The organism is Sphingomonas sp. TDK1, assembly GCF_001650735.1.
In the GTDB taxonomy this organism is placed as follows: domain Bacteria; phylum Pseudomonadota; class Alphaproteobacteria; order Sphingomonadales; family Sphingomonadaceae; genus Sphingomonas.
In genome coordinates this window covers 173,030-185,876 of sequence record NZ_LXVY01000027.1, presented here as the reverse complement: position 1 = coordinate 185,876, position 12,847 = coordinate 173,030, and the positions used below count along the sequence as shown (strand labels likewise).

At 66.9% G+C, this 12,847-nt stretch carries 8 protein-coding genes; 2 read left to right on the top strand and 6 right to left on the bottom strand.

Annotated elements, in window-relative coordinates; all coding sequences use genetic code 11:
- The 4 genes from A7X12_RS15050 to A7X12_RS15035 all read right to left on the bottom strand — a co-directional run bounded on the left by A7X12_RS15050 (position 1) and on the right by A7X12_RS15035 (position 5,966).
- Positions 1-822 (bottom strand): alpha/beta fold hydrolase, encoded by an 822-nt coding sequence (locus tag A7X12_RS15050; RefSeq protein ID WP_064312399.1) that lies wholly within the window; start codon positions 820-822, stop codon positions 1-3.
- Positions 823-1,025: 203 nt separating this feature from the next.
- Positions 1,026-1,889: an alpha/beta fold hydrolase gene (locus A7X12_RS15045; RefSeq protein WP_064312398.1), complete on the bottom strand. Its 864-nt coding sequence runs from the start codon at positions 1,887-1,889 to the stop codon at positions 1,026-1,028.
- Between the two features lie 138 nt (positions 1,890-2,027).
- Complete coding sequence (locus A7X12_RS15040; protein WP_064312397.1) at positions 2,028-4,415, bottom strand: YbcC family protein; 2,388 nt, start codon at positions 4,413-4,415, stop codon at positions 2,028-2,030.
- Between the two features lie 3 nt (positions 4,416-4,418).
- A complete protein-coding gene (locus A7X12_RS15035) occupies positions 4,419-5,966 on the bottom strand; it encodes an NADH-quinone oxidoreductase subunit L (RefSeq protein WP_064312396.1) in 1,548 nt (515 codons plus the stop codon).
- Between the two features lie 104 nt (positions 5,967-6,070).
- Here A7X12_RS15035 and A7X12_RS15030 point away from each other — a divergent pair, with 104 nt between their 5' ends.
- A complete protein-coding gene (locus A7X12_RS15030) occupies positions 6,071-6,946 on the top strand; it encodes a LysR family transcriptional regulator (RefSeq protein WP_064312395.1) in 876 nt (291 codons plus the stop codon).
- Between the two features lie 8 nt (positions 6,947-6,954).
- Here the strand turns inward: A7X12_RS15030 and A7X12_RS15025 are convergent, their stop codons facing one another.
- Both A7X12_RS15025 and A7X12_RS15020 read right to left on the bottom strand, forming a co-directional pair.
- On the bottom strand, positions 6,955-8,634 hold the full coding sequence (locus tag A7X12_RS15025) for a carboxylesterase/lipase family protein (RefSeq protein ID WP_064312394.1): 1,680 nt from the start codon (positions 8,632-8,634) through the stop codon (positions 6,955-6,957).
- A gap of 29 nt (positions 8,635-8,663) precedes the next feature.
- Positions 8,664-11,555 (bottom strand): TonB-dependent receptor domain-containing protein, encoded by a 2,892-nt coding sequence (locus A7X12_RS15020; protein WP_157105611.1) that lies wholly within the window; start codon positions 11,553-11,555, stop codon positions 8,664-8,666.
- A gap of 355 nt (positions 11,556-11,910) precedes the next feature.
- Between A7X12_RS15020 and A7X12_RS15015 the strand changes: the two genes are divergently transcribed.
- Positions 11,911-12,801: a LysR family transcriptional regulator gene (locus tag A7X12_RS15015; RefSeq protein ID WP_084445504.1), complete on the top strand. Its 891-nt coding sequence runs from the start codon at positions 11,911-11,913 to the stop codon at positions 12,799-12,801.
- Positions 12,802-12,847 lie beyond the last annotated feature (46 nt).

Sequence of the window (12,847 nt, the reverse complement as noted above, 5' to 3'; positions counted from 1 at the left end):
TCAGCCCGCGATGAACTGCAGCAGGTCCTGGTTCAGCTGGTCCTTGTGTGTGAACAAAATCCCGTGCGGTGCGCCTTCATAGACCTTGAGGGCAACGTCCGGGAACAAGGTCGCCGCCTGCCGTGCAGTGGCAGCGAACGGCACGAAGGCGTCGCGTTCACCGTGGATGACGAGCACCGGCACGTCGAACTTTGCGATATCGTCGCGATAGTCGGTTTCCGCGCAAGCGGTCACGGCGTCGTGCGCGGCCTTGAGCGATCCCTGCAGCGCCATTTGATGGACATGCGCAAGCCGCCCCTCGGACACCGCGTCGTCCTCGTTGCCGGTGGAGAAAAACAATCGCGCAAAGCCGCGCAGGAATTCCGCGCGATCCTCCATCAAGCCGCTGCGGACATTATCGAAGACGATCTGCGGCACGCCGTGCGGATAGTCCTCGCTCTGGCCAAGCTTCGGCGTGGTGGCGCCGATGAGCACCACCCGCGCCACCCGCGCCGAGCCGTGCCGGCCCACATAGCGCGTCACCTCGCCGCCGCCCATCGCATAGCCGACCAGCGTGACGTCGTGCAGGTCGAGCTGGTCCAGCAGCTCGCCCAGATCGTCGGCAAAGCTGTTATGGTCATAGCCCTGCCAGGGCTGGTCCGATCGGCCAAAGCCGCGGCGATCGTGCGCAATCACGCGATAGCCCTGCGAAGCGAGGAACATCATCTGATGTTCCCACATGTCGCTGTTGAGCGGCCAGCCATGGGCGAACACGACCGGCATGCCGGAGCCCCAGTCCTTGTAGTAGAGGCGCGTCCCGTCACGCAGGATCAGCATCGGCATGTTCGGTCCCCTTGCAATGCCCGAACCCTAAGCGGGATCGATGGTAGGCGCCCGCCCCGTTCGAGGGGGGCGGATCCACGCGAAAGAGGCGCCGTCGGGCATGGGCTTTCCTCCCGCGATTCCCGATTGCGCGGGCAGACGCTCTTGCCGGGCTGTGGATGGTCGGGGGCAAACGTGCAAACGCTGGCATCGATGGTCGCGCCTCAGCCCTGCCAGCCCTGAAGAAATTCGAGCAACAACGCGTTCACCGCTTCGGGGCGCTCCTCGTGCGGAAGATGCCCGCAGCGTTCGATCGGCACCGCGCGCAGATCGTCGGCCATCTCGGCCCATACCCTGGGCATGTCGAACATCTTGCCGACCGCGCCAAAGTCCGCACCCCATAGCGCCAACGTGGGGCAGGCGATCTTCACGTCCGCGTCGACCAGGTCCTGCGCCACGTCCTCGGCATTGGCGCGATAGTCGGCCATCGCGCCGCGCACGGCGCCTGGTGCGCGATAGGCGCGGACATAGGTGTCGAATGCCGCGCCGCTGATCGCCGAGGGGTCATAGGCCCAGTCGGAGAAGAACCAGCGCAGCCATTGCTCTTCCCTGCCGGCGATCAGCGTCTCCGGAAGGTCCGGAATGAGGTGGAAGAGGAAGAACCAATAGGCCTTGGCGATCTCCGCATTGAGGTCGCGGGCAACGATGCGGGTGGGGACGTTGTCCATCACGACCAGCCGGTCCACCCGCTCCGGAAAGTCTTTGGCGAAGCGGGTGGCGACGCGGGCGCCGCGATCATGGCCGACCAATGCGATGCGCGTGATGCCCAGCGCATCGAGCAGCGCCGCGAGGTCTTTCGCCATGGTGCGCTTGTCATAGCCGGTCGCGGGTTTTTCGGTCTCGCCATAGCCGCGCAGGTCCGGCGCGATGATCCGATAGAGCTCGCCGAGCACCGGTATCTGGTGCCGCCAGGCGAAATTGGTCTCGGGAAAACCGTGGAGCAGTACCACCGGCGCACCGTCGCCGGCGTCGATATAGTTCTGGCGAATGCCGTTGGCGCGGAGGGTGTGGCGGACGGAGGCAATCATAGAGCGCGAATCCTTCGGCGGGCGACGTCGCCTCTCTGGACGGTCGCGCGGTACGAGGATTGGCACGGCGTCCGGTCTTTTGTCGGATCCGGACGCCATGGCGGCGGCTGATCCCCAGCCTCCTCGGCTTTCGCTGCCTTATCCGTCTTCGAACCGTTGCCAGGTCAGCCCGTCCGCGTAGCGCCAGGCGATGCGGCCGCGCTCGTCGATTACGAGCAGGTGCAGCCAGCGATGGTCGAACAGCGCACGCACATCCTCGTGTCGCGCGAGAACATCGTCGACGGCCTCGGTCGGCGCCTCGACGATGACAGTCAGGCGCAGCGGGTCATGGACCAGCCGCGCGCCGTCATGCACCGATTGCCAGGGCAGCCCGCCGCGCAGCACGCCGCCATTGCCTTCGAGCACGCCGATTCCGCCGACGGCATTGTGCAGCAGCTTGTTGCCCGATCCGAACACGGCCGGCGCGACACTGGAGCCGTAATATTGCAGGCTGATCCAGCTTGCGACAACCACCGGTGCGGTGAGGATCAGCTCCAGCACCGAGCCATCGGCATCTGCCCGCCAGTCATAGTCGTGAAGGAAGGCGCGACCTCCCAGTGCCCGTCCTGCGGTACGGCCCCGCGGCGCGGCGATGAAGCTGCTGCACCCTGCCAAACCCCATTCAGGGCGCACCTCGGCCCAGTCGCGCCCGCGCGCCGCGATCTGCTTCGCGCCGCCGGCGCGGGGCAGCCGCGCGGCACGGGCGATCCCCGCCGCTACCGAGGCGCGGGCAAGTGCATGCTCGATCGTCGCCAGCAGCGCCGCCGGCACCGGGGCGTCCCCGGCGAACAGCTGGATCTGATCGCTGGTCGTGTCGTGCAGCGCCCCGATCGCGATGGTATCTGTGGGCAAGTGGATGCCCCGCGCCGCAAGTCCGCGCCGCACCACCGGATCGTTCAGCAGACCGGCGAGCAGTCGCGCGTTGACGTCGCCGGCATGGCCGCCGCACGCGCCGCACTGGAGCGCGCTCGCATGCAGGTTGTTGGTCACCGCGGCACCGTGTCCCACCAGGATCAGCAAAGGGGCGAAAGCGCCTGTCAACGACATGGCGCGCAGCACCCGCTCGGCCATATCAACGGCGTCCTGCTGCAACAGCGGCGGATGAAAGCGCGGCTTGGACGCGCGCTTCCGCTTCCCGGCGTGCCCCAACGCGCCCTGGAGCAGCTTGGCCGCATAAGTGAGCCCGGCCGCTTCGACGAAGGCGAAGGACGACACCGCCGCCTGCTTGAACCGGCCCCAGGCGCGGTCCCCGCGGGCATTGGCATGGTCGAGCGCTTCCAGATGCGGGTCACCGCCGTCATCGCTGGTCAGGCCGGGGCGCAGCAGCACCGGCAGCCGCGCCTCGCTGTCACGGGCGGCGTGCGGCCGATGCGCTGTCCCCAACCCGAAGAAGCCGGCAAATCCCAGCGTGCGGATACCGGGCGCCTCCCGCTCGATCGCCGCGCGGATCGGTTCCGACCGCACATCGATGCAAAAGGCCATTTGCGCGATCGGGGCGATCTCTGACGATGCGGCGGCCGGTGCGTGCAGCAGCGCCGCCAGGCGACGCTGCTCGGCGCACTCCGCGGCATGCTGGAGGATCGCGTCGATGCATTGGTCCTCGTCCGGCCGCGCCGGCGCCGCGTAGCTTGCGGCCGCCTCTGCCCAGCGCGACTGCAGCATATTGCCCCCCAATTCCCAAAGCGCCGCCTCCCAGACCAGCCGTACCGCGAGCAGATCGATCAGCGTATCGTCGGCCGCGCCCTCCAGTTCGGCCTGCCAGCGGTGGTACCGGGCGAATTGGGCCCAGCCGCCCAGGCTCATCAGCAGTCGTTCGAAATAGCGTCCGGCCGCCTCGGCGCGCAGCCCGAGCCGCGCCGCGCTGACCGCAATGGCGTCGCTTGCGGCAGCCGGTGCGGCAGCGACAAAGGCCCGGAAGCCGGCCAGCCCGAAAATTTCGGGGGTCCGGTCGAGACTGGCCTCTTGCCGCCACCCGGCATAGGCATTTCGTTCCTGCGTCGCGGACCACAATGCCTGGCCCGCGTCGAAATGGCTGCCGGCCCAGCTGCCGATCTGGTCCGCGACGATCGACGGCCAATCCGTACCGCTCGCCGCCGCGGCCGTCTCCGCTACCGTAGGGTGGACGCTCGGCGGACCGCTCTCGTTCTGGAGTTTGAGCAGGAACCGCTCGAAGGGATGCGGCCGCTCGCTTGCCGGCGCCGCTTGCCACGCCGCGTACAGGTCGCTCTCGTAGATGGCGCTGCTGGCGATACGCTCGCGGTACCAGGCGCGCGGCATCGTCCCCCGGGCGCCGCCGCTCCGCGCCAGCCAGGCGGAGGCTTGGGCGAGGCTACGGCGGGTATGACCGAGAAAGGGGTTCACGGCTACGCTGGTCGCGAGCGGCCAGAGCGGCGGGATTCCCTGCGCGGCCTGCTCAGCGGCCTCGAGGAGTAGGCCGATATAGCTGGGCTGCGGGGCATAGGCGTTGGGGTCAGCGCTGCGGTACATGGATCAAGCCTTTCCGATTACCCGGCCGCCGATCAGGCGATCGAGCAGCGCGTTGATGTAGAAACCGTGGGAGAGGTGGGCGCGCAGCCGCTGGGCGGCCGGATGGTTTCCCCAGAGCGGCAGCATCGCCTGCGCCACCGCGATCCCTCCAAAGGCGAGCAGGGCGACGGCGAGCAACGCCCATTGGAACGGTCCTGGCGCAGGCGCGGGCGGGAGCGTCCCGGCCGTGAGCCCCTCGGCGGCGCTATGCAGCAGGAAGTAGGAAGCGGTGGCAAGGATCGCGAACCCCAGCGTCCGCTGGAGCAGCGCGCGTGGCGCGGCGGGGCTCATCCCCTGGACGATCAGATAGGCGACACCGAACACCAGGATCGCGCCGAGCGCCACCGCCTGTGGCGGCTTGTGCCAGGCACCGAAGCCGATCGCGAGCGCACCGTAGAGGATCGCCGCACCAAGCATCGCCAGCCCGATGCCCATGGCGTCCGGCTTTGCCACGGGACCCAGCCGCCGCGCCGACGCGATACGTTCCACTGCGCTGCCGGAAGAGAGGAAGGCATGCGCCTTGTATAGCGCGTGCGCGACGATGTGCAGCAGCGCAAGGGAGAAGAGCCCGAGGCCGCACTGCATGATCATGAACCCCATCTGGGCGACGGTGGACCAGGCGAGCTGGGTCTTGATCGCCGGCTGGGTCGGCAGGACGAGGCTTCCGAACAATGCCGTGAAGCCTCCCAGCACCGCGAGTAATGCGAGTGCGGAAGGGGCGGCCAGCAATATGTCCGCAAAGCGGATCAGCAGAAAGCCGCCCGCATTGATGACCCCGGCATGGAGCAATGCGGAGACCGGGGTCGGCGCTTCCATCACTTCCGTCAGCCAGCCGTGCAGGGGGAATTGTGCGGACTTGAAGATCGCCGCGAGCGCTATTCCCCATGCGGCCAGCGCCATCGCATCCGGCGCTGTGTTCGCTCGCGCGCGCTCCAGCAGCGTGGCGATGTCTGTCGTTCCGGTCACCTGCCACAGCAGCAGCGCCGAGCCGATCAGCAGCATGTCGGCAAGCCCGCCGCTCAGCGCCTTTTTCCGCGCCGCGCGTCGTGCCGCGGCGCGTTCCGGATAGAAGAGCAGCAGCCTTCGCAGACCCTGTCCGACCGCAATCCAGGCGAGGACCAGCTGCGGCAGCGTTCCGGCGCTCACCAGCAGCATGACGCTCGCCAGCGTCACCGCGAGCCAGGCCATGAACCTGCCCTGCCGCGCCTCGCCGTCGAGATAGGTCGCGGCGAAGCGCACCACCACCCAGCCGACAAAGCTGACCAGCACCAGCATCGTCATGCTCACGACGTCGAGGCGTGTTGCCAGCGCTCCTTCCGCGCCCGGCAGCCCCAGCGTCTTCGGCTCTTGGACGACGATCCAGCCCGCCAGCGCCACCGCCGCGGCCAGCGCGACGAGCGCCGCCAGCGCTGCTATCCGCAAGGTCCAGTCCGGGCGATATGCCCGTCCGGCGCCAGTGATAAGCGCTGCTGCGACGAGCGCCGCCGGGCCTGCATTCGCAAACCACCACATGTCCACACCCTATCTCCCGTTAGTCTCGACTGGAGCGTTAGGGCTGCGCAACGATCCTATGAAATTCATTGTATGGCGCGTATCGTTCGCTTTAAGAGAACGATATGCGGGAGCTGAACTACAACCATCTTCGCTATTTCTGGGCAGTGGCGCACGACGGGAACCTCACCCGTACGGCGGACCGCATGGCCGTCTCGCAGTCCGCGCTTTCGACGCAGATCCGGAAGCTCGAAGAGCGGCTGGGCCACGCGCTGTTCGAGCGGGAGGGCCGCCGCCTGGTGCTTACCGAAGCCGGTCGCATCGCGCTCGACCATGCGGATTCGATCTTCGCTACCGGGGACGAATTGCTGGATGTGCTGCGCGAAACCAATCGCACGCGGCAAGCTGTGCGGATCGGCGCGCTCGCGACCCTGTCACGCAATTTCCAGATCAACTTCGTGCAGCCGTTGCTGCACCGTGCCGACGTGGAGTTGGTGCTCCGCTCCGGCAGCGCGGCGGAGCTGATGCAGGCGCTGGCCGGCCTTCAGCTGGATGTCGTGCTCGCCAATCGCCCGCCTGCGCGCGATGCGGTCACGCCCTATCTGTCGCACAAGATCGCCGAGCAGCGCGTCAGCCTGATCGGGCGGCCGGAGATCGCCGGTGACACCAGCCTCGCCGCGCTCCTCGCCACCCAGCCGCTGGTGCTCCCGACGCTGGAGAGCAGCGTGCGCGCCGCCTTCGATGCGCTGGCCGCGGTCCTGGGCGTTCGCCCGCAGATCGCGGCCGAGGTGGATGACATGGCGTTGATGCGCCTGCTCGCCCGCGATGGGGTCGGGCTGGCGGTGCTGCCGCCGATCGTCGTGCGCGACGAACTGGCGGCGGGCACGCTTGTCGAGTTCGATCAACTACCGCAGGTTACCGAGAGCTTCTACGCCGTCACGCTGCAACGGCGCTTTCCCAACCCGCTTGTCGCTGAACTTCTCCGCGCTGCCCGCCCGTGAGAGCCGTGTCAGTGTGCCTTCATCGGCACCTGCGCCAGATCCGCGTCGATCGCCTTCAGCTTGGCATCGGTAAGCAGTGCCGGGAAATAGGCTTGGACGCCCACCAGCGTCTGGCCCCGCGCCATGTCGATGCGGGGATTGCTGACCATCTCCGGCAAATGCCTGGCGAGCACGGCCCGCGCGGCGGGATCGTCGAGCATCGTGCCGATCGGCGTCGTCAGGCTGTTATAGTTGCCGGAAGCGATCGCCGCCTTGGTTCGGGCCTGCAGATCGTCGATCTCGGCTCCCCAGGGATCACGTGCCGCCACCGCCTTGCCGTCCGCGGCAAAGTCGAGGATCTCGTCGCCCGACGCCGTGAATCGCGGCCACGCCGGCAGGCCCGCGCCGTTGGGATCGCCCTTCTTGGCGAAATTGGCGAGATAGGCACTGATCGTCTTGCCGACCTGCTCGTCCTTCGCCGTGGTGGCGGGGCCATATTTGATGCGCGCATTGTCGAAGAAGAAGGGGATGTCGGTCGCATGGCCGGCACCCGGCTGGCCGACCGAATCCGCCACATAGGAGAAGCGATACTCCCATACCGGCACCTTCTGCGCGGCGACCATCGCGCTCGCTTCGCGCGCGCCGGCGATCATGAAGCCGGACTTGCCGCCCATGTCGGCACTGGTCGCACCGATCAGCATCGGCACCTTCGCGAAGTCGCCGCTCGCATAGGCCTTTTCCTGATCGACCAGCAGCTTGCCGTCGAGCATCGGGCCGCCATAGGTGCGCGGGCCCGGCTTGGGCTGGAACAATTCCATCATGCTGAGCCCGTCGGTCACCTGCGCGGCGCTCAGCGCGCTAAGCCTGGCGAGCGCGTCCGGGGCTGCGGGATCGATATTATGGGAACGTGCGAGGTTCTCGCCGATCGCCTCGGCATCCTTCAACGTCGCGTTCTTCGCCGTCTGGGCATTGCCGCCGGACATCACGATGGCCTTGTGGAACAGCCCGCGCGACAGAGGCGAAGTGACCAGCGTGTGGACCGACATGCCGCCGGCGCTCTCGCCGATGATGGTCACGTTCGCCGGATCGCCGCCGAAGGCCGTGATGTTCTGCCGCACCCATTTGAGCGCGGCGATCTGGTCCATGAAGTTGTAGTTGCCGAGCAGCCCGCCGTCGGGATTTTCCTTGCTGAGCTGCGGCAGGGCAAAGCTGCCAAAGCGCCCGACCCGATAGTTGAAGCTGACGAACAGGACGCCCTGCTTGGCCATGTTGGCACCGGCATAGGTGGGTGGCGAAGCGCCCCCGTTCACGAAGCCGCCGCCGTAGATCCACACCATCACCGGCAGCTTGGCGCCCGTGGCTGCCGCGGCCGGCTTCCAGACGTTGAGATACAGGCAGTCCTCCGCAGGCGTGGTACCGAGCGGTGCCGCATCGCTGGGGAAGGGCTTCTGCATGCAGTCATGGCTGTACTCGGTGGCAGGACGCACGCCCTGCCAGCTTGCCGCCGGCTGCGGCGCGCGCCAGCGCAGGGGACCGACCGGCGGCGCGGCGAAGGGGATGCCCTTCCAGCTGGCGATGCCGTCCTCCACCGCGCCCTGTACCTTGCCCGTAGCGGTCGCAACGACCGGGCCGCTCGTCTGCGCCAAAGCGGCGGCGGGGATCGCGCAAGCCGCCACCCCGCAGGCCAGCGCTGTCATCCATGCCTTCATGCTCGCATCTCCCGTTGAAAGTCTCATGTTCAGAAGCTCTTGGTAATCTGGAAATTGAACGTGCGCCCGAGGATATTGGCGTTCGAAGGATCATAGGCACCGAAATTGCTGCCGGCGCGGGTCAACACGATCGGCGGATCCTCGTTGGTGACGTTCTGTACGTTGAGGCCGAGCCGCAACCCGCCCAGCAGCTTGCTGCCCTTGGGCACGGCATAGCTGATGCCGAGATCGGCAGTGGTCCAGGACGGCACTTCCGACTGGGGCTGGCTGGGCAGCGGGATCGTGTTGGTGTAGCTGCCGACATAGTTGACGAACAGGTTCACCCCGAAGCCCGACTTGCTCCAGCCGATCTGCCCGCGCCCACGCAGGCTGACCGGATAATAATAGGTATCCAGCACATCCTGGGTCATCCCGCCGGCGACGGTCTGCAGGGTCTGGTTCAGGATCCGCGTCGCATTCGCGCTGACGAACCAGCGGCCGATCCCGGTCTCGACGGTGTAGCTCAGCTGCACGTCGATGCCGTCCTGGAAGGTGGTCGCGGCATTGGCGGAGCGGCCGTCCACGATGACGTTGACCGAGCAGGGGCCCAGCACGGGAACATTGTACAGCGCCGGATGCGCGGCGATGAAGCTGGCGAGCACCGGATCATAGGTGGAGGGATTGCCGCTGACGCAGCTCGCCGGATTCTTTACCGGGATGATATAGCGGCTGTAGAGCGAGGCGAAGGTCGGGTTCGAGAGGAACAAGCCGGTATTCTGGCCGACGATCTGGTTGCTGTAGTGCGTGTTGTAATAGGTCATCGACGCACGGAAGCCGGACGTCTTCGGCGCGAAGTCGACACCCGCCGACCAGGTGGTGGCGGTTTCCGGCTGGAGGTCGGGATTGGCGCCGATGATCTGGTAGGCGCTGGAATTGCCCGGGAAGACGAAGCCGATGTCCGGCCGGCCCGATCCGTTGACGATCGGCACGCCGATCACCGCCGCCGAGAAGTTGCGCGGATTGGTATCGGTCAGCGCGGGCGCGCGGAACGAGGTGCCCCAGGATCCGCGGATCGAAAGCGCGTCGTTCACGCGCCAGGTCGCGCCGACCTTGGGATTGGTGGTCGAACCGAAGTCGGAATAATTGTCATAGCGGACCGCCGCATCGAGATCGAGCGCGCGAACCAGCGGCACGCCCATTTCCGATCCGATGATCGGCACGAACAGTTCCGCGAAGACCGAGGTGGTGGTGCGGCGCGCGGTGGTGTCATTGGTGACGGCGTAGGTGTTGTTGCTGGGATTGTTCTCGAACGCGTTGTTGCTGCCGTTCACCAGATGCTGGCGGTTATAGGCGAGCTCGCCGCCAAAGGCGGTGCGGACCGACCCGGCAGGCAGCGCGAACAGCGGCCCGTCCAGCTTCAGCACGCTGTCGTAGAAGGTGTTGTACGCCAGCTGGACGTTGGATCCCATGAAGGTGGCATATTGCGCGGCGGTAAGCGGCGTGGTCGTGAAGGGGTCGATCCGCCCGGCGCGGATCTCGGCGGACAGCGCGGCGCCGTTGGCATTGTTGCCATAGTTGCAGATGCCGCAGGTGGAATCGTGCGCGTAGGTGAAATAGCCGTCGATCTTCCAGCTGCCGGGCATCTTGCCGGTGAAGCCGCCGGTTACGCTGATCGTCTCGGCCGGGTTGCTGGTGACCGAAGGACCGTTGAAGAACAGCAGGGGATCGACCGCGATCAGTTGCCCCGGCGCACCGCCGCACAGCGCGCTCGACGATGCGGCATTGGCCGGCGCCCCGCTGATATAAGTGGGGCTGCCCTGGCAGATGGTGATGTTGTTGCCGAGCCGGCTGTTGCCATAGGCGCGGCTCTGCGTGTCGCGCTTGGTGTAGAAGCCCTGCGCGAAGACCGAGATGGCGTCGTTCACGTCCTGGTTCAGGATCAGCGCTGCCTGGTGTCGCTTCTGCTTGCCGAGGAAGTCGGTGTAATCGGCGGAGTCGACCAGATTGGCGCCCGGCGTCAGCTGCCCGAAGGCAATGCCCGGGCCGGCCGCGCGCGGCAGCGTGTAATAGCTGTACGAACTGCCGTTGCCGCCGACGATCAGCGTCGGCACGGTAACCCCGAGGGTCGCGTCCACCGCGCGCGTATCCGGCCCGCCGACGCCGCGCAGGTCGCGGCGGAGGAACTTGGAGCGGCCATTGGCGAAGGGTTCGCGATAGTCATAGTCATAGGTGGCGATGACGTTGCCGCTGCCCCAGTCATAGCCGGCGGTGATCGAGCCGCCCCATTGGTTGTTGTACCGCGTCACCGTGCCACGGCCGGTGACCTCGACGCCGGTGAAGTGCTTGCGCAGCACATAATTGATCACGCCCGAGATCGCGTCCGATCCGTAAATGGCCGAGTTGCCGTCGCTTACCACTTCCACCCGTTCGATCGCGGCGATGGGCAGCTGGATCGCCTCGGTAAAGGTCGTGGCCGCACCGCTCGGCACCACCCGCCGCCCATCGACCAGCGTCAGCGTGGCGGAGGTGCCCAGGCCGCGCAGGTTGATCGCGGTGCCCTGGGTCGAGTTGCCGCCATAGCCCGCAGTGCCGCCCTGCCGGTAGACCGGACCGGAGCCGCCCGAATTGGGGTTGTTCTGCACCTGCGGCAGCGTCTGCAGCACCGATGCGACGTCCGTAAGGCCGGTGGCGAGCATCTGGTCGCGATTGACGGTGACCGTTTCCGATCCGACCGGCTTCACGCCCGAGATATTGGTACCCGTGACGATGATTTCCTGCTCCTGGGCAGGCGACACCGGGTCGGTCCCAGGTGTATCCGGCGCGGCCTGCGCGCCCGTCTCGGGCGTCGTCTCCTGCGCCCAGGCGGGTGCGGCGAGTGCCGTTGCCAGCGCCAGAATGCTCATGCCCGCTGCGGACCGAACCAGTCGTCGCGTCGCTTCCATCGTCATCCTCCCATTTGTCATGCGGGACGATGTCGATCGCTCGCCCCGTAGCGGGTGTCGGTCGGATGGGTGGGCCGAGAACGGGTGTCGAACGGGCGCGTGTCGATGATCGGCGCGGCATGGCGCGCCGGCGTGTGCGCTTCAGAAATCCCCTCTCGCGCCCGGCCTGTCTCGACCGGCTTCGCTCGCGAATAGGTATGACGTATCGCTATTCTGCGAAGAAATAGAATTAGTGGAACGATTGATTACAGGAATGGAAGGATGGCCACCGCGCTTGCTTAAATCGACATCGACGGAATACCATGGCGCGCCGGTCGAACAACAAAATCAGATCGGTTCGTGAGGAGAGGGCAGCATGCGGCGGACGCCGAACCTATCGAGCCTGCGGCTGTTCATGCAGGTCGCCCAGCATGGCAGTTTCAGCGAGACCGGCCGCGCGGCGAATGTGTCGCAGCCCGCGCTCAGCCGCACGATCCGCCTGCTCGAGGAGCAACTGGGCGTGCGGCTGTTCGATCGCAATTCGCGCAACGTCGCGCTGACCAGCGCGGGCGAGGCGCTGCTGCCGATCGTCGAGCGGCTGACTGCCGATTTCGACCATGCCTTTTCGGAACTGGCCCAGAACTTCGCCGGATCGCGCGGTCGCGTGGTGATCGGTGCCTTACCGTCGGTCGCGGCGGGTACCCTGCCGGCTGCCATCGCCAGCTTTCGCGAGCTGCACCCGCAGGTCGAGATCGTGCTGCGCGACCATCTGTCCGGCGCGCTGTTCCAGGCGATGGAGGAACGCCAGCTCGACCTGGCGGTGACCACGCCGCCCGATGCCGACAAGTTCGTGTTCGACCCGCTGATGCAGGACGCGATGGTGCTGGTCGTGCCCGCGGGCGGCGCGCTCGACACCGGCGAACCGGCGCGATGGAGCATCTTTGCCGAGCATCCCTTCATCGCCATGGCCCCGCGCAGCAGCGTCCGCGCGCTGACCGATGCGGCGATGCTCCAGGCGAATGTCGCCGCGCGTGCGCTGTACGACTGCACGCAGCTGGCGACGGTGGGCGCGCTGATCGAAGCGGGACTGGGGATCACGGCGCTTCCGGAATCGACATTGCGAATGCTGCATGGCGGCCGGATCGCAGCACGCCCGCTGGTCGATCCGGTGTTCGAGCGGACGATCGGTGTGGCACGACTGGCGGATCGCACCTTGCCCCCCGCGGCGCAACGCTTCCTCGAGCATTTCCTGAAGGTCGCCCGGTAACAAAAAAGGAGGGCGCGCAATCGCTCGCGCGCCCCTGAGGAAGGGA

Excerpts from the sequence above, each read along its gene's own strand:
- A7X12_RS15050 (WP_064312399.1), bottom strand. The coding sequence starts at position 822 with ATGCCGATGCTGATCCTGCGTGACGGGACGCGCCTCTACTACAAGGAC.
- A7X12_RS15045 (WP_064312398.1), bottom strand. The coding sequence starts at position 1,889 with ATGATTGCCTCCGTCCGCCACACCCTCCGCGCCAACGGCATTCGCCAG.
- A7X12_RS15040 (WP_064312397.1), bottom strand. The coding sequence starts at position 4,415 with ATGTACCGCAGCGCTGACCCCAACGCCTATGCCCCGCAGCCCAGCTAT.
- A7X12_RS15035 (WP_064312396.1), bottom strand. The coding sequence starts at position 5,966 with ATGTGGTGGTTTGCGAATGCAGGCCCGGCGGCGCTCGTCGCAGCAGCG.
- A7X12_RS15030 (WP_064312395.1), top strand. The coding sequence starts at position 6,071 with ATGCGGGAGCTGAACTACAACCATCTTCGCTATTTCTGGGCAGTGGCG.
- A7X12_RS15025 (WP_064312394.1), bottom strand. The coding sequence starts at position 8,634 with ATGAAGGCATGGATGACAGCGCTGGCCTGCGGGGTGGCGGCTTGCGCG.
- A7X12_RS15020 (WP_157105611.1), bottom strand. The coding sequence starts at position 11,555 with ATGGAAGCGACGCGACGACTGGTTCGGTCCGCAGCGGGCATGAGCATT.
- A7X12_RS15015 (WP_084445504.1), top strand. The coding sequence starts at position 11,911 with ATGCGGCGGACGCCGAACCTATCGAGCCTGCGGCTGTTCATGCAGGTC.